Source organism: Marinobacterium sediminicola, from assembly GCF_022343685.1.
In the GTDB taxonomy this organism is placed as follows: domain Bacteria; phylum Pseudomonadota; class Gammaproteobacteria; order Pseudomonadales; family Balneatricaceae; genus Marinobacterium; species Marinobacterium sediminicola.
On record NZ_CP092123.1, the window covers coordinates 1,900,252 to 1,924,744 of the forward strand.

Genomic DNA, 24,493 nt, shown 5'->3' on the forward strand with positions numbered 1-24,493 from the left:
GGAGGGTTAAGGAAATAGCGGGGTGTGGCTGCAGCGGCACCGCTGTCATGATGACAGGTTTTCTGCGTGCCTGATGCAGTTACATCCCGGCACGGAACCAGCTCCAGGTCCGGGAAACACCCGAACCGTCAAAGACGGTTCGGGACTCAGAAGTTCGGAAATCAGGCGGCGCCTTCTGCTTCCAGGAACTCCTTGGCAAAGCGCTGGAGTACACCGCCAGCCTTGTAGGTTTCTACTTCGGCAGCAGTATCCAGACGGCAGATTACCGGCACTTCAACACTTTCACCGTTACGACGATTGATCACCAGCGTCAGCTCACAACGCGGGGAAATATCGCCTTTAACGTCATAGGTCTCGGTACCGTCAATACCGTAGGTATGACGGGTATCGCCTTCCTTGAACTGCAGGGGCAACACACCCATGCCCACAAGGTTGGTACGATGGATACGTTCGAAGCCTTCAGCAACGATCGCTTCTACACCGGCAAGACGCACACCCTTGGCTGCCCAGTCACGGGAAGACCCCTGACCGTAGTCGGCACCGGCCACGATGATCAGGTTCTGCTTGCGATTCATGTAGGTTTCAATCACTTCCCACATGCGCATCTGCTGACCTTCCGGCTCAAGTCGCGCCAGAGAACCCTGAATGATCTCGCCGTTGGCATCACGGCACATCTCGTTCAGCAGCTTCGGGTTAGCGAAAGTTGCGCGCTGAGCGGTCAGGTGGTCACCACGGTGGGTAGCGTAGGAGTTGAAATCCTCTTCCGGCAGACCCATCTTGGCGAGATACTCACCAGCAGCTGAGCTGGCCAGAATCGCATTCGACGGCGACAGGTGGTCAGTGGTGATGTTATCACCCAGTACCGCCAACGGACGCATGCCGCTCAGAGTACGCTCACCGGCCAGAGCACCTTCCCAGTATGGCGGACGACGGATGTACGTAGACATCGGACGCCAGTCGTACAGCGGGCTTTCCGCTTCCTCGACCTGACCCAGGTCGAACATCGGGATGTAGACCTGCTTGAACTGCTCCGGCTTCACGCTTTCCTTAACGATGGCATCGATCTCTTCATCGGACGGCCACAGATCCTTCAGGGTGACAGGGTTACCGTTCTTGTCGGTACCCAGCACATCCTTTTCGATGTCGAAGCGAACGGTACCCGCGATAGCGTAGGCAACGACTAGTGGCGGAGACGCCAGGAACGCCTGCTTGGCATACGGGTGGATACGGCCATCGAAGTTACGGTTGCCAGACAGTACCGCAGTCGCATACAGGTCGCGATCGATGATTTCCTGCTGAATCTGCGGGTCCAGAGCACCTGACATACCGTTACAGGTGGTACAAGCATACGCCACGATACCGAAGCCCAGCTTTTCCAGTTCTGGCAACAGACCTGCCTCTTCGAGGTACAGGCGCGCCACTTTGGAACCCGGAGCGAAGGAGGATTTCACCCATGGCTTGCGGATCAGACCGAGCTCGTTGGCTTTTTTCGCCAGCAGACCTGCCGCTACCACGTTACGCGGGTTAGAGGTGTTTGTGCAGGACGTGATCGCCGCAATGATGACGGCACCGTCCGGCAGCAGACCTTCTTCTTCCTCTTTACGTGCCGCTTCCAGCTTGGCTTCATCGGCAATGCCGCGCTCGTGCAGAGCACTGGTCGGCAGACGACGGTGCGGGTTGGAGGGACCAGCCATGTTACGTACGACAGTGGAGAGGTCAAATTCCAGTACACGCTCGTATTCGGCGTTTTCCAAAGCCGTTGCCCAGAGGCCGGTTTCCTTGGCGTACTGTTCAACCAGCGCAACCTGTTCCGGTTCACGGCCGGTCAGTTTCAGGTAATCGATGGTCTGCTCATCGATGTAGAACATCGCAGCGGTGGCACCGAATTCCGGAGTCATGTTGGAGATGGTGGCACGGTCGCCGATGGACAGTGAATCGGCCCCCTCACCAAAGAACTCCAGATAGGCGCCCACAACACGCTCCTGGCGCAGGAATTCGGTCAGCGCCAGAACAATATCAGTTGCAGTGATGCCCGGCTGACGCTTGCCAACCAGTTTAACGCCGACGATATCCGGCAGACGCATCATGGACGGATGACCCAGCATGACGGTTTCGGCTTCCAGGCCACCGACACCGATGGCGATAACACCCAAAGCATCCACGTGCGGGGTGTGAGAGTCGGTACCGACACAGGTGTCCGGGTAAGCGACACCGTCACGCGCCTGGATCACCGGAGACATTTTCTCCAGGTTGATCTGGTGCATGATGCCGTTACCCGCCGGGATCACATCCACATTCTTGAATGCAGTCTTGGTCCAGTCGATAAAATGGAAGCGGTCTTCGTTACGACGGTCTTCAATGGCGCGGTTCTTTTCGAACGCATCCGGATCAAAGCCCGGCGCTTCAACGGCCAGAGAATGGTCAACGATCAACTGAGTCGGTACAACAGGGTTAACCTTGGAGGGGTCACCGCCCTGCTCGGCGATGGCATCACGCAGCCCCGCCAGGTCAACCAGTGCCGTCTGACCCAGGATATCGTGACAGACCACACGCGCCGGATACCAGGGGAAGTCCAGATCGCGCTTGCGCTCGATCAACTGCTTCAGGGAATCGGTCAGCGCTGCAGGGTCGCAGCGACGTACCAGCTGCTCAGCCAGTACACGCGAGGTGTAGGGCAGCTTGGCATAGGCACCGGGTTCAATGGCTTCGACTGCCGCGCGGGTGTCAAAGTAATCCAGGCCGGTACCGTTAAGAGATTTGCGAAATTCTGTATTCATGGCGTCGGGAGTCCATCGAGTAGTATTCATTGACGCTGGCCTTGAGGATGCGAATGCATCCGGCCATATACCGATTGAAGAAGGGGTGCGTCCCTGAGAACACACCCCGACGCATCAGGCGCGCTCTTCGATCGGCACCCACTGGGCCGATTCAGGGCCGGTGTAGTCCGCAGACGGACGAATGATGCGGTTGTTGGCACGCTGTTCCATGACGTGAGCAGTCCAGCCGGCAACACGCGAACATACAAAGATCGGCGTGAACAGCTCGGTCGGAATACCCATGAAGTGATAGGCAGATGCATGGAAGAAGTCGGCATTACAGAACAGCTTCTTCTCACGCCACATGACGGCTTCAACACGTTCGGAAACCGGGTACAGAACAGTGTCACCTACCTGCTCAGCCAGCTTCTTGGACCATTCCTTGATGATGGCGTTACGCGGGTCAGACTCGCGATAGATCGCGTGACCGAAGCCCATGATCTTGTCCTTCCGCGCCAGCATGCCCATGATCGCTTCTTCTGCTTCATCGGCAGATTTCCAGTTTTCGATCATCGCCATGGCGGCTTCGTTAGCACCGCCGTGAAGCGGACCACGCAGGGAGCCAATGGCACCGGTCACGCAGCTGTGGATGTCAGACAGTGTCGAAGCACAAACACGTGCAGTAAAGGTAGACGCATTGAACTCGTGCTCGGCGTACAGGATCAGGGATGCGTGCATCACCTTGACGTGCAGCGGATCCGGCTTCTTGTCATGCAGGGTCCACAGGAAGTGCTCACCAATAGAGTCCGCGTCGGTTTCAGTATCGATACGCTTGCCGTTATGAGCAAAGTTGTACCAGTAGTTGATAATCGACGGGAAAACCGCAAGCATGCGATCAATCTTGTCGTGCTGCTCGCTGAAGTCCTCTTCAGTTTCCAGGTTACCCAGCATTGAACAACCGGTACGCATCACATCCATCGGATGAGCGCTCTTCGGAATCTGTTCCAATACAACCTTGAGAGCTTCAGGCAGGCCACGCATGCCCTTCAGCTTGGCTTTGTAGGCATCCAGCTCAGCCTGGTTCGGGAGCTTGCCGTACAGCAGCAGGTAAGCAACTTCTTCAAACTGGGCCTTATCAGCCAGTTCTTTGATATCGTAACCACGATAGGTCAGGCCGGCACCGGTTTTGCCGACAGTACACAATGCGGTTTCACCTGCGGACTGACCACGCAGACCGGCACCACCGAGTTTCTTTGCTTCTGCCATCTGTCTCTCCTTAATCTGTTGTCGGGAGGTCACGCCTCCCTGTACCAGTTATCTCGATCCGCCAAGCGGATGATGACGTATTGTTATTTGTTTTTGCCTTCTTTGAAGAGGGCGTCCAGCTTCTGCTCGAAGTCGTGATAATTCAGGAAATCATACAGCTCCATGCGGGTCTGCATGGTGTCGACAACTGCCTTCTGGTCACCGTCTTTCAGGAGATGCTCGTATACATTCAAGGCTGCCTTGTTGGCCGCACGGAAAGCGGACAACGGATACAGCACCATGCTCGCACCCGCTTCGGCCAGTTCAGCCTTATTGAACAGCGGAGTAGCACCAAATTCAGTAATGTTAGCCAGCAGATGTGCACCCTTGATACCGTTCGAGAAGGCACGGTAGTCATCCAGGGTATGCACGGCTTCTGCAAAGATGCCATCAGCGCCGGCTTCCAGACATGCCTGGGCACGCTCAACGGCGGCATTCAGACCTTCCATCTGGAACGCATCGGTACGCGCCATGATGAAGAAGTTATCATCGGTCCTGGCGTCAACCGCAGCCTTGACGCGATCAACCATCTCTTCCAGAGAGACAATTTCCTTGTTCGGGCGATGACCGCAGCGTTTCTGAGCAACCTGGTCTTCGATGTGAACGGCGGCAGCACCACCTTTTTCCATCTCTTTAATAGTACGTGCAATGTTGAACGCACCACCCCACCCGGTATCGATATCGACCATCAGCGGGGTATCAACTGCGCTGGTGATACGGCGCACGTCTTCCAGAACATCATTCATGGACGTCATGCCCAGATCCGGCAGACCGTAAGATGCGTTAGCAACGCCGCCACCGGACAGGTAGATCGCCTGATGCCCAACACGGGTCGCCATCATCGCGTTGTATGCGTTAACAGTACCCACGATCTGCAGCGGTTTGTTCTCAGCCAGCGCCTTACGGAAACGCGCACCCGCAGTCAGTTTCTCAGCCATGTTTATCCCCTTCTGGTTTGGTCTCGGCATCCAGTTTGGCTTCGATATTGCGACGTGCCGCACTGATATGGCGACGCATCAGCATCTCGGCCAGTTCCTCATCCCTGGACTCGATAGCATCGATGATCTGACGATGCTCCTTGAGTGCCCGCTTGGGACGTGAACTGGATACGCTGAATTGATAACGGTACATGCGTACCAGGTGGTACAGGTCATCTCCCAGCAGTTCCAATAACTTGGAGTTTTTGCTGCCCTGTACGATTCGGTAATGAAAGTCCAGATCGCCCTCTTTCTGGAAGTAGGAACGCCCTTCACGCTGATCGACGGACGCTTCATGTTCGTCGAGCAGGTTTTTAAGGCTTTCGATCTCTTCATCTGTCATATTCTTCGCCGCCAGACGACAGGCCATGCCTTCAAGCGCCTCGCGGACCCGGTAAATCTCGATCAGTTCACGTGTCGACAGCTGAACCACTCGAGCGCCGACATGAGCCTTACGCTCTACCAACCGCCATCCCTCAAGACGACGAATCGCCTCACGCAAAGGACCACGACTGATACCGTAGGTACGCGCCAGCTCCGGCTCACTGATCTTCTGGCCAGGGGGGATTTCACCCTTGACGATGGCCGTCACGATCTGCCGACAGACACGATCTGCCAGTGTTCTCGCTTCAGGTTCCAATGGAACCACTTTCAGCTCTCCGTTTTTCTCACTCACGTTTTGCACAACCCTGATCAAGATTGTCGACAATATTTTCAGAACCAACAATACCGATGCCTAAACCGGGCGTCAACTCAAGCAAACAGAAAAATTGTCAACATCAGACAAAAGTCTAGGGGGATTCCCTCAGACACTTTCGAGGTAGCGTTCAAGCTCCTCGTTCATGATCCGCGCAATCTGGCGCGGCTTTTGAAACGGCAGCGAATGGTCGGTTCCAGGCACCATGAAGTAGTGCCAATTTGCCATTCGTTCCGCCAGACTCAAGTGTAGCTGATGCATCAGCTCCACACTTTGACCACCGATAAAACTGCTGACATCGCCCTGGGCAGACAACAGCTCTTCGCGATCAATGGTATTTATCGCTGCAGTCACCGCATCCAGCGAATGCGCGAACCCGAGCGGGCGTCGAGCCAGTCTACTGACAGCAACTGACTCAGTCTGCGCGGATACCTTACGGTTTGGGGAAATGGTATCCAGAAACTGACGAATACCCTGATCACGATCCTCAGAACGCAGATGAACCGCCGCCTCGGAATAGCGCCGGCGCAGCTCGACCGTACTGTCCCAATCAGGGCGGTCCAGCACCGCTGACTCCAGCAGATACTGCTTCCCGATTCGATCACGCTGACGCTGCTTAAGAAGCATACTCACCAACCCGCCGAGAGAGTAACCTCCCAGGTCGAACTGCCACCATCCAAGATGATCAACAAGCGCACTCATATCATTTACCAGCGCATGCACATCAAAACCATGCTCCTGGCGATCCGGGTAGTGGCTATTGCCGGCACCTCGCAAATCCGGGACCAGCACTTCACTCCATTGTGTCAGGAATGCGATCAACATGTGCCAGGTATCTTCGCCGGCAACCCCTGCTCCGTGTATCAATAGCAATCGACGCGAGCTGGATACCTGACGATTTCGATACAAGCGATAATGCAACTGCTGATCAGGCAGCAATAACGTGGATTCCTCGATATCAAATGGGTGCTTCATGTTCCATATCCATTGTGTAGACAATGCATATTATAAGGTGCTGTATGCAATGGGCGTAGCCAACACTTACAGGAATGCTAGAATAGCGGCTTTTATAGAGGTTACGGGTTGATTCAGCAGCAGTACATCGAGAACAGGCTGAGCGCGCACGAATTGCTGGAGAGGATTCGCCCCCTGGGTCATGCCATCCTGCTCGACAGCAGCCAGCCGACATCCGTTAGCGGTCGCTTTGATATTATCTCTGCAGCACCCGATCGACTGATCCGCTTTACCCAAAAGGGACTCAGCGTTGTTGATGGTGACCAGAAGCCACTCGATGCAGATACTCTGCTCCCATTCGACTACCTTGACCAGTGTCTGGCTGAGCTAGGCACAATACAACCGAATGATGAGACACCCTTCTGCGGAGGGCTGATCGGCATTTTCGGTTATGACCTGGGCAGAGCTCTGGAAACCCTGCCTGAGCAGGCAGAAGCCGATATAGACTTCCCCTGGCTGCTGGTCGGTCGCTACCTTTGGGCTATTGTGATTGATCACCAGCTTGGCACCTGTCGACTGGTCAGCCACCCAATGACTGATCCTGCCCTGCTGGCTGAGGTCACTTATCTCATTTCAGCTACGCAACTCGCGAGCACTGAAGCCTTCCAGCTGGTGTCGCCTTTCAACAGTAACCTTTCCGCCAGCGATTACCGGGATGCTCTTCAGCGCATCAATGACTACATCCATGCAGGCGACTGTTATCAGATTAATTTCGCACAGCGGTTCAAGGCGACTTATCAGGGTGACCCCTGGCATGCTTATAAAGCCCTCAGACAGGTAGCACCGACCCCCTTTGCAGCTTTTATGGACATGCCAGAGGGCGCCATTCTTTCGCTTTCACCCGAACGCTTTCTGCTCAGTGAAGCTGATGGCCGGGTTGAAACTCGCCCGATCAAAGGGACCCGCCCACGGGGCAATACGCCTGAAAGGGACAAACAGCTCGCACAGGAATTGTCTGACTCAGCGAAGGATCGCGCTGAAAACCTGATGATTGTGGACTTGCTGCGTAACGACCTGAGCCGCAGCTGCAAGCCCGGCAGCATTGAAGTGCCAGCCCTGTTCAGCATTGAACATTACCCGAACGTTCACCATATGGTGAGCGTGGTGTGTGGGCAGTTGAAGGAGAGCACAAGCCCGCTGGAGTTACTGCGGGATGCCTTTCCCGGCGGATCCATTACCGGCGCTCCCAAAATCAGAGCAATGGAAATCATAGACGAGCTCGAGCCTCAGCGACGCTCGATCTATTGCGGCTCTATAGGTTACATCAGCTGTTGTGGCCGCATGGATACCAGCATCACCATTCGCACCCTGCTGTGCCAGAACGATTCCATCTATTGCTGGGCTGGCGGCGGGATTGTGGCGGATTCAAATATTGAGGAGGAGTATCAGGAGACGTTCAACAAGGTCAATAACCTTATCAACTGCCTGCAGGGCCTGAGCAAGGCTCAGCCCTGACTGGCATTCATCTGGTCAAGCAGGCGATCCCTGATTTGATTAAACGCCATCCGATCATCCTTGCCGACCGCATCCGCGACCGGTATCGGCGCTTTCATGGCATTAACCGGGCGACCATTAATATGCAGCTCATAGTGCAGGTGCGGCCCAGTTGAACGACCGGAATTACCGGATAAAGCGATTTTCTGGCCACGACTCACCGTCTGCCCCTTGCGCACCAGTGCTTTGCTCAAATGCAAAAAACGTGTTTTGTATTTTTCGCCATGCTCGATGACGATATACAAACCGGCATAAGGATGCTTGGTAACACGTGTAACAACACCATCCCCGGTGGCAAGCACAGGTGTTCCGATCGGCGTTGCAAAGTCGGTTCCGTTATGCGGCCTGACCCGACCCGTCACCGGGTGCTTGCGGTTAGGGTTGAAATGCGAACTCAGACGATAGCTACGCTTGGTCGGGTAACGCATAAAGGCCCGCGCCAGGCTTTCGCCATTCAGATCATAGTAATTGCCATCAAACATGAAGGCCGTCAGTTCGCGCGAGCGATTGAGTACACGCAGGCCTTCAAGGCGTGTTTTACCTGTCGGTTCCCCGTCCACATACTGCTCGGATCTCACCACCTGAAAGCGGTCACCCGCTCGAAGGTCACGACGGAAATTGATCTTGTCCTGCAGCAGTGAAGAAATACTCTGCACTTCGGCCGCACTCAAACCTGCGCGCTTGGCTGAGGTAAAGAAACTGCCATTGATTTCCCCGGCGATGACCTGCTCACGCCACTCGCCTTCCAGGCGGACTTCGGCGTATTCAAACTCTTCCTCAGAGGCACGAGTGAATACCACCTGATGGGAAATATCGAAACTCAATTCAAGCTGAACCAACCGGCCCTGATCCAGCCAGAAGCCAAGCTTGTCGCCCGGCTTGAGCGTATCAAGTGCAAGAATGGACACATCACTCTCAAGCACCTGATACATTTCCTTCTGAGAAACCCCCAGCCGTTCAAAGATCGTGCTTAGAGTGTCACCTGGCTGAATCGTGTAAACGTAATCAGGTAGATTGAGGTCAGCCAACTGAGGGGGCTCATCTGCCTGCGTCTGTGCCGCCACGGGCTGTGGCAGGTCAAGTGGCAGAGAGTATTCCAGAGGCTGGTAGGAAAAGGCCCCGAGAGTCAGCGCTGCGGCGGGCAGGTAGATACCCAGCATCAACGGCTTACGCAAATATCTCTTCATTTCGAGACCTCCAACAAAACGCCTTGTACAAATGAGCACGAGGCGGAATAACACGACAGCTTAGATCGCAAGATCACGCACACTGGCCTTAACAAACTCGGCCTTGAGATCTTCATAGCTATGAACGGCCGGGAACTGCGGGAACTCCTCGATCACGTTCTGCGGCGCATGGAACAGAATACCGGCTTCAGCCTGCTCCAGCATGGTGGTGTCATTATAAGAATCACCCGTCGCAATCACGCGGTAGTTCAAAAGCTGAAACGCACGAACCGACTGACGCTTGGGATCACGCTGACGCAACGTGTAGTCCGTAATTCGCCCTTGCTCGTTGACTTCCAGCTTGTGGCACAACAGAGTCGGATGGCCCAGCTGCTTCATTAACGGAGCTGCGAACTCGTAGAAAGTATCGGACAGGATGACAACCTGAAAGCGCTCACGCAGCCAATCCACGAATTCACGAGCACCTTCCAGTGGAGACAAACGACTGATGGTGTCCTGAATCTGAGGCAGAGTCAGACCATGCTCATCCAGGATGCGCAGACGCTGTTTCATGAGAACATCGTAATCAGGAATATCCCGGGTCGTGGCCTTCAACTCCTTGATGCCGGTTTCCTCGGCAAATGCAATCCAGATTTCGGGGATGAGAACACCTTCCAGGTCAAGACAAGCCAGTTCCACGCGGGACGCCTCCAGTCAGTTAAAAGATAGCGCCACAATTTACCCTGTCACCTATCCCCTTTCAATGCTCAGGGAGTTCAAGTCCTTCAAATAGCGCCTCGACATCGTGCCGGTTGCCACAGGCCTGAACCTCACGCACGACATCCGGCGTCAGGTGCGGCGCAAAGGTCTGGATGAACTCGTACATGTAACCACGCAGGAAACTGCCTTTACGGAAGCCGATACGAGTAATGCTGGGTTCAAACAGGTGACTGGCATCAAGAGCAACCAGACCATCATCTTTACCTTCTTCAAAGGCCATCGTGGCGATGATGCCGACACCCAGTCCAAGCCGGACATAAGTCTTGATGACATCAGAGTCCACAGCGGTCAAAACCACCTTGGGTTCCAGGCCTTTATTGGTAAAGGCCTCATCAAGCTTTGAGCGTCCCGTGAATCCGAATACATAAGTGATAATCGGCCACTCTGCCAAGGCTTCAAGGGTCAGCTCAGGCAGTTCAGTCAGCGGATGTCCCTCAGGAACGACCACTGACCGATTCCAACGATAACAGGGCATCATGATCAGATCACTGAAGTGTGACATCGCTTCAGTAGCTATTGCGAAGTCAACTGTACCATCAGCCGCCATCTCGGAAATCTGCATTGGAGTACCCTGATGTATGTGCAGCGAGACGTCAGGATAGACCTTGATAAAATCATGAATGGTGGACGGGAGGGCATAACGGGCCTGGGTATGAGTCGTTGCCACTTCCAGCTTACCCTTGCGCTCATCGCTGAACTCCTGGGCAACCTGACGAATGGCATCACATTTCTGCAGCACTTCGCCCGCGATCGCCAGAATCGCCTCCCCTGCCGGAGTCACACGTGTCAGGTGCTTGCCGCTACGTGCAAACACCTCTACACCCAACTCATCTTCAAGCAGTCGGATCTGCTTGCTGATACCTGGCTGGGATGTGTACAAACTCTGTGCGGTGGCCGACACGTTCAGGTCATGGCGAGCCACTTCCCAGATGTAGCGCAACTGCTGCAGCTTCATGGACTTTATCCTAACAAGGTTATAAATATTTTTTTAATATAACACCAAGGAATATGCAGTCAATTCCACCGATGTATCAAAGCCTTATCAGGCTCGCTGCTTAAGTCGTCGAATCTCTTCTTCAAGTGCCTCAGCACGCTTCTCTGCAACCTGAGCCCTGACTTTTACTTTTTGCACCTCATCCTCACTCTGCTGCAGCTGAGCACGCAACTGGGCCTCTCGACGCGCATTCTCACTACTGGCCTCAGCCTGTTTGCGATTGAGTACCTGCAACCTTTCTTCCAGCTGGCGAACCTGCTCTTCACTGCGCTTGCTTCGATTGCTAGCCGAAAGCAATTGAGCATTGATTTGAGCCTGCTGTCGTTGCTGTTGTGCGTCCTGTGACTGAAACTCACGCATCGCCTCTTCATGCGCCCGAACCTGGTTACCGAGGGCTTCAGCTTTGGCCTCACTCTTGCCCAGACGATTTCGCAATTCGTGCAACTCACGGGTCAGATCAGCTTCCTTCCGACCACTCTCGTCACGCAACCTTTCAAGCGCATTACGAAAATGCCGTGTCTCGACATCAGCCTTGGCAAGTGCCTCCAGATTATGCAACTGCTCATCGCGAACACGCTGGTCAAACACGCGCTGCGCATCTTCATATGTCTTGCGAAGCTGCGCCAGCTCCTGCTCAACATTTGCCCTGATTTGACCTTCCTTGTTCAGCTCATCAGACTGTAGCGCCTTGTCGTGGCGCAGTTGCTGCAGTTCGGCCTCCAGCTCCCCCTGACGCTCCAACAGCTGACTCAGCTTGTACTCCTGCTCACGGCAACGCTGTTCCAGCTCAGCCACTTCATCTCGAGCGCGCTTCAATGATTCATCACAGGAGCGCAGCTGTACATCAGCCACAGGCTCGGCCTGCTGTCCCTGATGCTCCAGGGCAACAGCGGCCTCAGCGACAGCCTGCTGCCACAGTCGTACAAACAACTGATGCATGGAGTCAGGCATTTCAGGCACGCTGGCTTGAGGCTGCTCCAGCAGGCGCATCCGTGACGGCAGAGCCTGCCACCACTCGGACAACAACAACTCGATTTGGGCCGAATCAAGCGCGGTCTGGCTTTCCCTCATTAACTCGGGCGTAGGCGCCGTACCCGTTATCAGGTAGCGATCAGCAGATGCAAAAAATTCGTTCTTCAGCCGTGAATCCATGACCATCCTTTCCATTCTTCACTCAGCTTTTTTTTCCACCAGCCGGGACAAAGCACTTTCTGTTTCGTCATCCAGAGGCGCCTCGACTCTTAAGCGCTCACCGTCTGGCAAAGTCAATTCCAGACATGCTGCGTGCAGCATCAGCCGCTTTATACCCTCCTGGCGAAAATGTCGATTGTCCTCATCGGGCGTATATTTGACATCCCCTGCAATAGGATGCCCGGCAAACTGAGTGTGCACACGAATCTGATGCGTCCGTCCGGTTAGAGGTCTTGCCTCAACAAGCGTTGCAAAATCCTGATAGCGCTTGAGCACTTTGAATTCAGTTACAGAGGGCTTGCCTTCAGGATGCACTTTAACGATTCGCTCCCCTGACTTGAGCTCAAAGCGCTGCAAGGGCGCATCGACTTTATTACGGCGGCCAGGCCATCGACCAACCACAAGTGCATGATAGACCTTGTTGACCTTACGCATGCGCAGGGCGTCATGAAGATATCGCAGCATGCTGCGTTTTTTGGCAACCATGATGCAACCGGATGTGTCACGATCAAGTCGATGCACCAGTTCCAGAAAACGGCTGTCTGGACGGATTTGACGCAAGGCTTCGATCAGCCCCAGCGAAACGCCACTGCCGCCATGCACAGCCAGCCCCGCAGGCTTGTTGATGATAATCAGGCTGTCACTTTCATAGAGAACGACACTCTCAAGGTGCTCTGCCAAACCAGTCCCTACAGGTGCACTCTCTCCACGCTCAGGAACGCGAACCGGGGGAATTCTGATCTGGTCACCGGCATTAAGCCTTGTATCGGGCTTCACTCGCTTCTTGTTTACTCGAATCTCACCCTTGCGGAGAATTCGGTAGATTAGGCTTTTGGGCGCACCTTTGAGCGCTGTGCGCAAAAAGTTATCAATGCGCTGCCCTGCCTGGTCTGAATCCACTTCGATAAAGCGGACTTGTTGCTGCTGGTCTTGTTTATGCGTCATACCGACGGATTGACTCTTAATTGATGCCTTGGGGTGTTAGCTGGTATATTCTAGCGATGCCGCGGGCGGTTGGCTTTAGTAAATTTCAAATCCATACAGCAGGCCCCGCTATTTATCCTGGACGAGTGGCCGCTGAGACCCCGACCGACGGCAGAACACAAGATTTTTCGTGAAATAAAACACTTTCACGTAACGCTTTCACGACCTTCGCGGACGGAAGGTTCAGTTGGAGGTGAAGACGTACGCTAACCAGGAACCTGCACGCGCTTGCCGCCGTTGCAGCCACAGCCCATTACTAGAACTACATGGGTTAGCGTTTCCTTCACTGACGATCGTGGCAGCCCGCCGATTGCGTGGCTGCTCAGGCTGCCTGAATGACTGGCAGCCACATCCAAAGACTGGACACAGAATATTCTCCCTCATAGACAGGGCGAGAAGCGTTGCGTTTATGAGAACGCACATAAGATGAAAAGAATGCTGATCAACGCAACTCAGCCTGAAGAGTTGCGCGTTGCGCTGGTTGATGGCCAACGTCTCTTCGATCTCGATATCGAATCCGACAGCCGCGAACAGAAAAAGGCAAACATCTACAAGGGCCGCATTACACGCGTCGAGCCTAGCCTTGAAGCTGCCTTTGTCGACTTCGGCGCTGAACGTCATGGCTTCCTGCCACTAAAAGAAATCTCCCGAGAATACTTCTGCAAACAGCCTGAACGCGGCCAGCGTCCGAACATCAAGGAAATGGTCAAGGAAGGCACAGAAGTCATCGTTCAGGTCGACAAGGAAGAGCGTGGTAACAAGGGTGCAGCCCTGACCACTTTCATCAGCCTTGCCGGTCGCTACCTGGTTCTGATGCCCAATAACCCGCGTGCTGGCGGCATCTCTCGACGCATCGAAGGTGATGATCGCGCCCAACTCAAAGAAGCGCTGTCCGGAGTCAATATCCCCGATGGCATGGGCGCTATTGTTCGCACAGCCGGTATTGGCCGCAGCTCGGAAGAGCTGCAGTGGGATCTGGACTACCTGATCACTCTGTGGGAGGCCGTTCAGGCAGTTAACGAACGCCCTGCGCCTTTCCTGGTTTACCAGGAGAGCAATGTCGTTATCCGTGCCGTTCGTGATTATCTGCGCGCTGATATCGGCGAGGTTCTGATTGACAACCCCAGCGTCTACGAACAGGCCCTGATGTTCGTACAGCAGGTGATGCCCAGCTACGAAAACCGCATCAAGCTTTACAAGGAACAGACTCCGCTGTTCAACCGATTCCAGATTGAGAGTCAGATCGAGACGGCGTTCGAGCGTGAGGTCAAACTTCCTTCCGGCGGCTCCATTGTCATTGATCCGACCGAAGCACTGGTCTCCATCGATATCAACTCGGCACGCGCGACACGTGGCGGCGACATCGAAGAAACTGCTTTGCAGACCAACCTGGAGGCGGCTGAAGAGATTGCACGCCAGCTTCGCTTGCGTGATATTGGCGGCCTGATCGTGATCGACTTTATCGACATGACGCCGATCAAGAACCAGCGCGAGGTCGAAAATCGTCTCCGTGACTCCTTGAAACTGGATCGCGCCCGCGTTCAGATGGGTCGCATTTCACGCTTTGGCCTGCTTGAGATGTCTCGCCAGCGCCTGCGCCCCTCTCTGGCCGAATCTCGTGGCAGTGTCTGCCCACGCTGCCACGGCCAAGGCACTATCCGTGATACCGAATCACTTGCACTGTCGATCCTTCGCCTCATTGAGGAGGAGTCTTCCAAGGATCGCACTGCCCAAATTCGTGCCATCCTCCCGGTTTCTGTGGCGACGTACCTGCTCAATGAGAAGCGTCATGAAGTACATGGAATCGAGATGCGCCATCAGGTTCGAGTCGTCATCGTGCCGAACCCGAACATGGAAACACCGCACTACGAGGTCGTACGCCTGCGTGAAGATCATACGGTAACCACCACTCAGGATCCGAGCTACAACCTGCAGCCTGAATCCGAGCCGGTTTCACAGGAGACCAGCCGCACGCCGGTAGTCAAACGAGAACAGGCCGCCGTCAAGGCCGTCGTCCCGCCCACGCGCGCGCCCCAACCCGCTGTGGATGAGGCCGAGGCGCAGAAAGCACCTAAAGCGGAAAAAGCACAGGCTCAAAAGCCATCCGTATCCAGTGAAGCACAACCCTCGAATACACAGACACTATCTTTTGGTGAACGTATTCTTGGCGTGCTGCGCAACATCTTCGGCGGCGGCAAGACCGAAGCCGAGAAGCCTGCCAAGGACAGCAAGAAATCCGCGCCCCGTGACAGCAACGATACTCAGGAATCGTCTGCCCAGAACAAGTCCGACCGACGTGAAGGTCGTAGCGGCGATTCCAGAAGTGGCCGTGATCGCCGCGCCCGCAACCGTCGCGATGGCGATCGCCGTCGCGGTGGTCGAGATAAGCGCGACAGTGATGAAATCATCACCGTAGAGCGCGACCAGAATCTTCCGGCTATCGGAGAAAATGAATCCTCTGAAAGAAATGGCGAGAAGAAAGAGGGTCGTCGCCGCCGTCGTCGCAGCCGCCGTGATGACACACAGGCTCAGGAAGCAAGCACCAGTGACATCGCTGTCAATGAAGTGCAGCAAGGTGCAAAAGCGGATAAGTCCGATAACAACGACGATAGCAGCCGTGCTTCACGTCGTCGTGGCCGTCGCCGCCGCAATACTGATGAACGCACATCAACTCGCACTCCGCTGCCTGATGACATGCGTGACGCCAAAGCCGAAGAAGAGATTCAGGCACTGCTGGGTGAACAGAAAATCACCAATGAAAACCTGAGCCCTGAGGCCTCTTCAACCCAAGAACAGGTTTCTGTAATCAATGAAACCGAGGAACAGCAGCCACAACAGCAGGCCGAAGAGCACTCTGCTGAAGTTGAGGTTGCAGCTGAGGCTAAAAGTGAAGCAGTTACCAGCACGCTGAATGATGAGACCGACAGCACGGCCAAGTCTGATGCAACTGAAACGGTAACAACAGATGCTTCTGGCAGTGATGAGGTCAATACTGACGAAAACACTGAGTCCAAAGCAGAAGCTGAGGAATCCGAAAAGCCCAAACGCGGCTCACGCGGTCGTCGCCGCTCTCCGCGCTCGCGCGGCAAGTCCGAAAATCAGGTATCCGGTGATCAAACCGCACCTGAGGGCGAGTCAGAACCGGCGTCTGCAGCAGAGGAGACGCAACAGGAGGAGTTGCCACTTGAAACAGCAGGGACTGCGGTGCCTGAGTCCGATGAAAGCAGCCTTCCGGAGAATGCTGTTACTCATCAAGAGTCAGAGACTCCTGACGTAACAACTGTTCAGAGCGAGACTGAGCATTCTCTGGTCTCTGATGTACAAAGCGAGCAATCAGCTGAAGAGATCGCTGATACTGAGGCACCTGTAACCCCTGAGACTTCATCTCAGCCGACCGAATCCCAGGCGACCGAGACCGAAGCTGAAGACAAGGAAACAACGCCTGTAGCATCATCAACCGATGAACAGCCTCGCCGTCGTCGTGCTGGGCGCGCACCAAATGATCCTCGCGAAGTGCGTCGCCGCCAGCAGGCTCAGACTGAGAAAAGCGATAGCGATCAGTAACTTGACCCGTTATTGATCCACAAAAAAGCCGCTGCGGAGAGTAAACCGCAGCGGCTTTTTAGTTTTATCAGCTTAAAGCGTTTAATCAGGGATAAAAACGCGGCTCTGGTTCCAGCTCTACACCAAAACGCTCCCTGACCTCCCGCTGTATATGAGCAGCCAAGTGTTCGACCGCCTGACGATCTCCACCTCCGAGATTCACCAGAACAAGCGCCTGTTCCGAATAGGTACCGACCGAGCCCTGACGATAGCCTTTCAGACCACAGCGATCGATCAACCATCCAGCCGCGAGCTTATATCCCCCCGAAGCATCCGGAAAGGACACAAGCCCAGGCTCCATCTGATGCAAGCTCTGGCACTGTTCAGCCGTAACCACTGGATTTTTGAAAAAGCTGCCGGCGTTACCTAATACGTCAGGCGATGGAAGCTTACGCCGACGAACTCTACAAACAGCATCAAAGACCTGTTCTGGAGTCGGATTGACCTGCTCTTCAAGTTCGGCCTGCAAACCTGCATACCCTATTTGCACACTGGGCTTGCGGCTTAATCTAAACTCGACCGCTGTAATGATATAACGCCCCGGCATCTGCGACTTAAACAGGCTGTCGCGATATCCGAAGCAGCAATCATCTCGGTCCAGCAATCTGAAGCCAAGCTGCTCACGGTCAAACACTTCAACCCGTGTCAGCCGATCTTTCAGCTCTACGCCATAGGCACCGATATTCTGAATCGGAGCGGCACCAACCGTACCTGGGATGAGCGCCAGGTTTTCAAGACCATACCACCCCTGCTTAAGACTGCGCTCGACCGTTTGATGCCAGGACTCACCAGCACCCGCCCAGAGCAACACATCATCACCTTCAACACGCGCTTCCCAACGCTTGATCGCCATCCGTGCCACGATACCAGGCAAATGATCCGACAAGACCAGATTGCTGCCACCTCCCAACACCAGTAGCGGTTGAGGCTTGTCCTGCAGGAGACTCTCCAGCTGTATCAACTGATCAGCTTCGGTGATGATCACCAGCTGATCGGCAGTTACATTAAAACCGAACGTATTCCATTCACTGAGCGATGCTTTTCGCTTTATATACAAATCCGTCAACGCCCTGCTTCCTGCAGAAGATGGCGGTAAAGCCCCTGACTGGCCTTTTCAACGAGATCCAAGACCTCTTCGAACCCCTGATCACCCGATGTGTAGTAAGGATCAGGGACTTCCTTGTGTTTTACTCCTTCAGCAAAATCAAGAAAGAGCCCCAAATGACCACGAAAACCCCGTGGGCATAAGCTGCGCAGTTCACGCAAGTTGGCATCATCCATCGCCAAAATGTAGTCAAAGCGCTCGAAATCAGACATATCAACCGCTCTTGCCCGCAAGTGTTCAAGCGGATAACCACGACGCTTTGCAGCTGCCTGTGTACGCGGATCGGGAGCCTTGCCTACATGATATGCAGCAGTACCAGCTGAATCGATGTAAAAACGCGCGGACAATCCTTCCTGTTCGATCAAGCGTTCAAATACGCCATGTGCAGTGGGCGACCTGCATATATTCCCAAGGCAAACAAAAAGGATAGAGGTTTGTTGTGTCACGGCAGCACCTTACTCTGTCATTGTCTGTGGCGAACATTCATCTGGCCAACAATATTGTGGCAACCCGCTCAAGGTCTTCAGGGGTATCAACACCGGCAGGCGGTGCCTCATCCGCTGCATCCACATGAATACCAACGCCATGCCAAAGCGCACGCAACTGCTCAAGACACTCGGTTTGCTCCAGCGGAGCCGGTGGCCAGCAAACAAAGTCATTCAGCATTTTGACCCGATAGGCATACATGCCTATATGCCGCTGCCAGGAAAATCCTTCAGGCATGACGTCCTGACTCTGCATAAAGGCGTCTCGCGGCCAGGGAATGGGAGCACGGCTGAAGTAAAGCGCCATACCCTGATGATCAGTCACCACCTTCACGACATTGGGGTTCAACAGTGCTTCAAGGGTTTCGATCGGCTCGGATAGCGTTGCGATACCGGCAGTAGGCATGGCCATCAGATTATGAGCAACCTGATTAATGATTCGCGGTGGAATCAGCGGCTCATCACCCTGAACATTCACCACGATATCATCGGCATAAAAGCCAAGCTTGTGCACCACTTCCTGTAAACGATCGGTTCCCGATGGGTGCTCAGCCGAAGTCATACACACCTCGGCACCAAACTCCAGCGCGACTTCAGCGATACGCTCATCGTCTGTTGCGATAATCACACGGGTAGCTTCACTCTCACATGCACGCTCATACACATGTTGCACCATGGGTTTTCCAGCCAGATCAGCCAGGGGCTTACCCGGAAAACGGCTGGAAGCATAGCGTGCAGGAATAACAACAGAGAAACTCATGGGATTACTGACTCTCCTTCAAGCGTTCTTCCGACGTCAGAGTACGTGCTTCTGACTCCAACATCACAGGAATATCGTCGCGTATTGGATAAGCCAGGCCACTTGCACGGCAGATCAGCTCATTCTTTTCTTTGTTCCACTCCAGCGGCGCCTTGGAAACGGGACATACCAGAATATCAAGCAATTTAGGATCCATTACGTTGTCCTGTCTGTTGCGCTGGCACGTGCGCCAGACGCTTTAAGAATTGTGTTCGAAACTGTGTATTCAACTGCGCATCAACTCGAAGTGCCCAGCAACCCTGCTTGGCGAAGTCTCGGCACTTCACCGCATCCTTTTCCGTCATGATAATAGGCAATGGCGAGTCGAAGTCGAGCATTTCAGGCGTTATTTCGGCGTGATCGGCCAAGGGATGCTCAATCGGCTCGAACCCCAACGCCCTCAGCGTATCGAAGAAACGCGCAGGATTACCGATACCGGCAACAGCATGCACCTTACGTCCCTGGGACCAATGCTCAATACTGATACTTGAACCTGATACCAGAGAAGTCAGCATTGTAGGTGCGAGCTGCATGCTGACAGGTGGATTTTCCAGCTTTGGCAGACCTGAACAACCCTCAGCGCCATTAATGACGACCCAATCGACCAGTGAAAGCCGTTCAGGGGGTTCTCTCAGCGGCCCCTCGGGCAGGCAACGCCCATTACCCAAACCACGCACGCCATCAACAACAGCAATTTCCAGATCACGCGCCAACGCATAATGCTGGAGACCATCATCACTGATGATCACATTACAGTCATGACTGGACAGGAGTCGCTGGGCCGCTCGCGGGCGATTCGGATCAATGATCAGGGGCACCCCGGTTCGCTGCACAATCAGGCAAGGCTCATCCCCACCTTCCGTCGGCCGAGTCTCATGCGTTACCAATGCAGGGTAAGACGGAGGCTTGGCGCCATAGCCGCGACTGATAACCCCCGGCCTATAGCCCTCTTCTCTGAGCATTTCGATCAAGGCAATAACCAGCGGTGTCTTTCCAGTGCCGCCAACACTGATATTGCCGACAATGATAACCGGGGCTGGTATTCCTGCTTTCAATGCCCCCAGACGTCTCTGCTTGCCCAGCCTTCGCAAAACCAGCAGGCGAAAGAGCGAAGAGATTGGCCGCAATCCCTTCAGCCAGGTTGCGGATGAATACCAGGACTTCTCAAGTGACATCAGTCGTCGGATTTCCGCGTTGCAATACTCAGACCGGAAAAGCCCAGCTGGCCCGCCACATCCATAACCGTCACAACAGACTGATGTCGAGCGTTGGCATCAGCGGTAATAATAAAGGGCAAATCACGTTCATCACCCACGAGCTTGATGACAGCCCTTTTGAGGGTCAGGGCATCACTGGTCACCAATGGCTGCCCATTGACGGAATATTGTCCTTCCGCCCCCACAACAACATCTACAGACTCAAGCTCAGGCGTGGTTTGATCCGACTCAGTCGCGGCTTCAGGCAAACTGATGCTTAGATGTGATTCTCGCGTAAAGGTGGTCGTAATCATGAAAAAGATCAGCAACAGGAACACCACGTCGATCAGTGGGGTCAGGTTGATACTGATCTCTTCACGCCGCTGACGTTGAAATTTCACCGCCACCTCCGGATTAGTGGATATCAACTTCACGGTCACCATGGATGGCTTCGACCAGTTTGATCGACTCCTGCTCCATGGTCAGCACCAGACTGTCGATACGGCGCTGGAAATAACGATGCATCACCAGGGCGGGGATTGCGACTGAAAGCCCTGCGGCTGTCGTGATCAATGCCTCTGAAATACCACCGGCCAAAATGCTCGCATTCCCGGTTCCCTGGATCATGATCTCCATAAATACCTTGATCATGCCGATAACAGTCCCCAAAAGCCCCAGCAATGGGGTGATGGCAGCAATAGTTCCGAGCGGGTTCAGGAATCGCTCAAGATCATGCACCACATGAGAGGCTTCCTCCTGAATACTTTCCTTCATAATTTCGCGGCCATGGCGAGAGTTGTTCAGTCCGGAAACGATAATCCGTCCAAGAGGGCTTCCGGCCCGAATGGCCCCCATGCGCTCGGCTGTCATATGACCGCTGCGTGTTAGCTCCCATACTTCAGCCAAGAGTCCAGATGGTGTGATCAGCTGAGGACGGAGCACCAGCAAACGGTTAGCGCAGATTGCTAGCGCAACAATGGAGCAGGCCACGATAGGCAGCATCAACCAGCCACCTGCAACAATAATCTCAAACACCTTAAACTCACCTCCTGTTAGTGGGTTCACTTTATCACAGCATCCTTACCGGGAGTAAGGCGTTAACCGGCTGTCCAATAACGCTTTTCCTGCTCTCGGAGTGCCTGAGTGGAGCAGTGTTCCATATCGGCAACCATTTCAATTGCTCCGGCATTGGCCGTCACCATCCACGGAATATCACGCGCCTCCAGTTTTGCGATCACCTCTTTATGGGGGTGGCCAAAACGGTTGTATTTACCCGCACTTATCAATACCCATTCAGGGGCAAGCAAATCCAGTATTGCCCCTGTGGTCGAATCACGGCTGCCATGATGACCTGCAACCAACCAGGTAACAGGGGCATGATGACCGCCGGATAAAAGCTTATATTCGCCACTCATATCCAGATCCCCCGTGATCAACAGGCTGCAGGTTCCATTTTCAACACGCAGAATGCAGGAACGGTTATTGCTGCTAAGTCCTTCAGACTTATCGTAGGCACGCAGAAAACCGAAGCTGACACCCCCCAGTTGCCATTGCTGATCGGAACAGTCCATTGCTCCAGGGGTCAGTTCGGGCTCACCGGCATAGACCATCGAATAGCTGAAATACTGTCTCACGACCTCATAACCGCCGGCATGATCACTGTCACCATGACTGACAATAAGTGCCTGGAGGGCACGTATTCCCCTGTCAACCAGCATCGGTTGAACCGCATATCCAAAAGCCGCACCACCTGATGAGTAACCTGGACCGGTATCATACAACACAGCTCCACCTGCAGTTTCAACCAACACGGCCTGCCCCTGCCCCACATCAAACAGCCAGGCTCGAAAATGACCCTCAGATGGCTTCGCTGCTTGCACGGATAGCAACGGTACGAGCAGAGGCACTACCAACATACGGTATAAAAGCGGTATTGGAAGCAAAAGCAGCAGCACCGCCACTCCGCCAATGATCAGCACAACACCGCCAGGTGCAGCGACTTGAGCATGTAGCCCCAATACATCCCCACACCAGAACAGCAACTGCCAAAGCACCTCAACCACACGCTCTATACCCGCGGTCAGCCCAGTATCAATCCAGGGCAATAACAGCACCACCGGCAACGACCAGATGACAAGGGTCAGCATCGGAACCGCGACAAGGTTGACCGGTATCGATAGCAGACTGAACTGATTAAAGACACTGGCCATCAAGGGCAACATACCGACAAACAGCATCAATTGAAGCCTGGCGCCTAGCTCAACATGACTCCAGGGACGAGGTAGTTCTGAATCACCTTGCATCAACAGGATTAACGCCACCGCCCCAAATGAAAGCCAAAGGCCTGCTTCAAGAACAGCCAGCGGATGCAGGCTGACAATCACGACCAAAGCCAATTTCCACCTTTCCCACCCCGACAAGGGCCGAAGCATCCAACCGGCGATCACAAAAACAGCCAGCATCAACCAGGCACGCTGAACAGGTATCCCCCAACCCGATAGCCATGCATAGCTGCCGGCAATCAGCAAGGCTGTCGCTGATGGAAACATGTACCAGCCAACATGGCGCCAGCCAAGCAACAATGTCGGCAGTTGCAAGAGCCGTCCCAGCCCCCAGCCCAGTGCGGCCACCACAGCCACATGCAAACCACTGACGACAAAGAGGTGAGCCGTTCCAGTAACCTGTAGAATCCGCCATTGATCGGGAGAGATCTGACTGCGATCCCCCAGTACAAGCGCCCTGAACATCACTGCGCTGGCTGCCGGGAAAGCATCCTCAAAATATGAGGCAAGTCTTTGCCTAAGATTCCCAAGCCCCGGCTTTACACTTAAATGAGACCTGATCTCCTTTATGTAACCTCGGGCATCAATTCCATTGGCAAGGTAATAGCGTTCAAGATCAAACGCGGAAGGGTTGCGCAAACCACCCGGCGACTTCAAGCGGATAAGCATTTCAAGCTCATCCCCCTCGTACAAGGTGTATTCCTGCCCATAGTAGGTTGCACGAATAAGTCTGAGAGATTTCACTTCTGAAGCCAGCTCAGCGGAATTAATTGGCTTCAACAGCAGTACATAACGCCCATTTTGATAGCGGGGCAAGTCGACAATTTCTGCTGTAAAAACATAATCGCTTGGGGAGTGCTCAAAACGATGCGCAAGTTGCCAATGACCGTACAAGGTCGCAACCAGCAGCCCCATCACGAAAGGGAGTACTAACCGGCGAATGCCGTTCGACATAAGGACTGGTAGGGCAAGTGCCAACAGCAACCAGGCCCATGACAATGCAGGTACGAAGGTAACTGCCAGAATTCCAAACAGATAAGCGATCATCCTTGATCCTTACGGTTGGCTTAATGAAGTTCTGGCGGCATAATGAGCCCACCTGTCAGAACTGGTAAGTCTGTCTCAATGCCACGCAAGCTGATTAAAAAATACATGCCGGATGAACAGATGCTTAGATCGCATCGTCATCTCAGCTGGCTTGGCCGACACCTGCATGATCCCAACCTTTGGCATCTGACCCGCAAATCCGTTGCGCGTGCCTTTTTGGTGGGGATACTGTGTGCATTCATGCCCATCCCGGGGCAGATGATCGTGGCAGCTTTACTCGCACTACTTATGTCGAGCAACCTTCCAATTTCGGTTGGACTGGTCTGGATCACCAATCCCTTCACCATGCCACCCATATTTTATGCCTGCTACCGTCTCGGCATATGGATCCTCGGAATGGAGTCCAGTCTTGGGCAAAACTGGTCCTGGGACCTGGAGACCATTCAGGCAGAGTTCGCTTCAATCTGGTGGCCCTTACTCCTGGGAAGCATGGTTTGCGGTCTGGTTTTCAGCCTGCTCGGCTATTTAACGATTAGCCGCTTCTGGATCTGGCACGTCAATAGAACCTGGCGCAAACGCGTACAGCTGCGCAATAAACGCAAAAACAAAAACCGCTAA

Annotated in this window: 21 protein-coding genes; 3 read left to right on the forward strand and 18 right to left on the reverse strand. The window is 54.1% G+C overall.

Features of this window, described 5'->3' with window-relative positions; all coding sequences use genetic code 11:
* Positions 1-161: 161 nt before the first annotated feature.
* From acnD to LN244_RS08845, 5 genes are all read right to left on the reverse strand, one after another.
* Positions 162-2,777, reverse strand: a complete 2,616-nt coding sequence (acnD, locus tag LN244_RS08825) for a Fe/S-dependent 2-methylisocitrate dehydratase AcnD (RefSeq protein ID WP_239039432.1) — start codon at positions 2,775-2,777, stop codon at positions 162-164.
* A 114-nt stretch (positions 2,778-2,891) separates the two neighbouring features.
* Positions 2,892-4,022 (reverse strand): bifunctional 2-methylcitrate synthase/citrate synthase, encoded by a 1,131-nt coding sequence (gene prpC / locus LN244_RS08830; RefSeq protein ID WP_239039433.1) that lies wholly within the window; start codon positions 4,020-4,022, stop codon positions 2,892-2,894.
* A gap of 83 nt (positions 4,023-4,105) precedes the next feature.
* Positions 4,106-4,999 carry a methylisocitrate lyase gene (gene prpB / locus LN244_RS08835; RefSeq protein WP_239039434.1) on the reverse strand — a complete coding sequence of 298 codons (894 nt, stop codon included), beginning with the start codon at positions 4,997-4,999 and terminating at the stop codon, positions 4,106-4,108.
* Positions 4,992-5,714, reverse strand: coding sequence for a GntR family transcriptional regulator (locus LN244_RS08840; protein WP_239039435.1), 723 nt, complete (start codon positions 5,712-5,714; stop codon positions 4,992-4,994). The genes prpB and LN244_RS08840 overlap by 8 nt, the downstream gene beginning before the upstream one ends.
* Before the next feature lie 129 nt (positions 5,715-5,843).
* A complete protein-coding gene (locus LN244_RS08845; RefSeq protein WP_239039436.1) occupies positions 5,844-6,710 on the reverse strand; it encodes an alpha/beta fold hydrolase in 867 nt (288 codons plus the stop codon).
* 108 nt (positions 6,711-6,818) lie between these two features.
* Between LN244_RS08845 and pabB the strand changes: the two genes are divergently transcribed.
* Complete coding sequence (pabB, locus tag LN244_RS08850) at positions 6,819-8,204, forward strand: aminodeoxychorismate synthase component I (RefSeq protein ID WP_239039437.1); 1,386 nt, start codon at positions 6,819-6,821, stop codon at positions 8,202-8,204.
* Here pabB and LN244_RS08855 read toward each other — a convergent pair.
* From LN244_RS08855 to rluC, 5 genes are all read right to left on the reverse strand, one after another.
* Positions 8,195-9,430: a peptidoglycan DD-metalloendopeptidase family protein gene (locus LN244_RS08855; RefSeq protein ID WP_239039438.1), complete on the reverse strand. Its 1,236-nt coding sequence runs from the start codon at positions 9,428-9,430 to the stop codon at positions 8,195-8,197. The genes pabB and LN244_RS08855 overlap by 10 nt on opposite strands.
* Positions 9,431-9,490: 60 nt before the next feature.
* Complete coding sequence (gene thrH / locus LN244_RS08860) at positions 9,491-10,108, reverse strand: bifunctional phosphoserine phosphatase/homoserine phosphotransferase ThrH (protein ID WP_239039439.1); 618 nt, start codon at positions 10,106-10,108, stop codon at positions 9,491-9,493.
* 61 nt (positions 10,109-10,169) lie between these two features.
* On the reverse strand, positions 10,170-11,144 hold the full coding sequence (cysB, locus tag LN244_RS08865) for an HTH-type transcriptional regulator CysB (RefSeq protein ID WP_239039440.1): 975 nt from the start codon (positions 11,142-11,144) through the stop codon (positions 10,170-10,172).
* An 87-nt stretch (positions 11,145-11,231) separates the two neighbouring features.
* On the reverse strand, positions 11,232-12,335 hold the full coding sequence (locus LN244_RS08870; RefSeq protein ID WP_239039441.1) for a coiled-coil domain-containing protein: 1,104 nt from the start codon (positions 12,333-12,335) through the stop codon (positions 11,232-11,234).
* A gap of 18 nt (positions 12,336-12,353) precedes the next feature.
* Complete coding sequence (rluC, locus tag LN244_RS08875) at positions 12,354-13,319, reverse strand: 23S rRNA pseudouridine(955/2504/2580) synthase RluC (protein WP_239039442.1); 966 nt, start codon at positions 13,317-13,319, stop codon at positions 12,354-12,356.
* A 465-nt stretch (positions 13,320-13,784) separates the two neighbouring features.
* Here rluC and rne point away from each other — a divergent pair, with 465 nt between their 5' ends.
* A complete protein-coding gene (rne, locus tag LN244_RS08880; protein WP_343773756.1) occupies positions 13,785-16,922 on the forward strand; it encodes a ribonuclease E in 3,138 nt (1,045 codons plus the stop codon).
* 85 nt (positions 16,923-17,007) lie between these two features.
* Here the strand turns inward: rne and murB are convergent, their stop codons facing one another.
* The 8 genes from murB to LN244_RS08920 all read right to left on the reverse strand — a co-directional run bounded on the left by murB (position 17,008) and on the right by LN244_RS08920 (position 23,875).
* On the reverse strand, positions 17,008-18,027 hold the full coding sequence (gene murB / locus LN244_RS08885; RefSeq protein ID WP_239039444.1) for a UDP-N-acetylmuramate dehydrogenase: 1,020 nt from the start codon (positions 18,025-18,027) through the stop codon (positions 17,008-17,010).
* The gene (locus LN244_RS08890; protein ID WP_239039445.1) at positions 18,024-18,512 is read right to left on the reverse strand and encodes a low molecular weight protein-tyrosine-phosphatase; all 489 of its coding nucleotides are present in this window, start codon (positions 18,510-18,512) and stop codon (positions 18,024-18,026) included. The genes murB and LN244_RS08890 overlap by 4 nt, the downstream gene beginning before the upstream one ends.
* Positions 18,513-18,549: 37 nt before the next feature.
* Positions 18,550-19,311 carry a 3-deoxy-manno-octulosonate cytidylyltransferase gene (kdsB, locus tag LN244_RS08895; protein WP_239039446.1) on the reverse strand — a complete coding sequence of 254 codons (762 nt, stop codon included), beginning with the start codon at positions 19,309-19,311 and terminating at the stop codon, positions 18,550-18,552.
* Positions 19,312-19,315: 4 nt separating this feature from the next.
* Positions 19,316-19,507 (reverse strand): Trm112 family protein, encoded by a 192-nt coding sequence (locus tag LN244_RS08900; protein WP_239039447.1) that lies wholly within the window; start codon positions 19,505-19,507, stop codon positions 19,316-19,318.
* Positions 19,497-20,525, reverse strand: coding sequence for a tetraacyldisaccharide 4'-kinase (gene lpxK / locus LN244_RS08905; RefSeq protein WP_239039448.1), 1,029 nt, complete (start codon positions 20,523-20,525; stop codon positions 19,497-19,499). The genes LN244_RS08900 and lpxK overlap by 11 nt, the downstream gene beginning before the upstream one ends.
* Positions 20,525-20,947 (reverse strand): ExbD/TolR family protein, encoded by a 423-nt coding sequence (locus tag LN244_RS08910; RefSeq protein WP_239039449.1) that lies wholly within the window; start codon positions 20,945-20,947, stop codon positions 20,525-20,527. Before LN244_RS08910 ends, lpxK begins: the two co-directional genes overlap by 1 nt.
* Before the next feature lie 13 nt (positions 20,948-20,960).
* On the reverse strand, positions 20,961-21,581 hold the full coding sequence (locus LN244_RS08915) for a MotA/TolQ/ExbB proton channel family protein (protein ID WP_239039450.1): 621 nt from the start codon (positions 21,579-21,581) through the stop codon (positions 20,961-20,963).
* Between the two features lie 62 nt (positions 21,582-21,643).
* The gene (locus tag LN244_RS08920; protein WP_239039451.1) at positions 21,644-23,875 is read right to left on the reverse strand and encodes a DNA internalization-related competence protein ComEC/Rec2; all 2,232 of its coding nucleotides are present in this window, start codon (positions 23,873-23,875) and stop codon (positions 21,644-21,646) included.
* A 42-nt stretch (positions 23,876-23,917) separates the two neighbouring features.
* Here LN244_RS08920 and LN244_RS08925 point away from each other — a divergent pair, with 42 nt between their 5' ends.
* A complete protein-coding gene (locus LN244_RS08925) occupies positions 23,918-24,493 on the forward strand; it encodes a DUF2062 domain-containing protein (RefSeq protein WP_239039452.1) in 576 nt (191 codons plus the stop codon).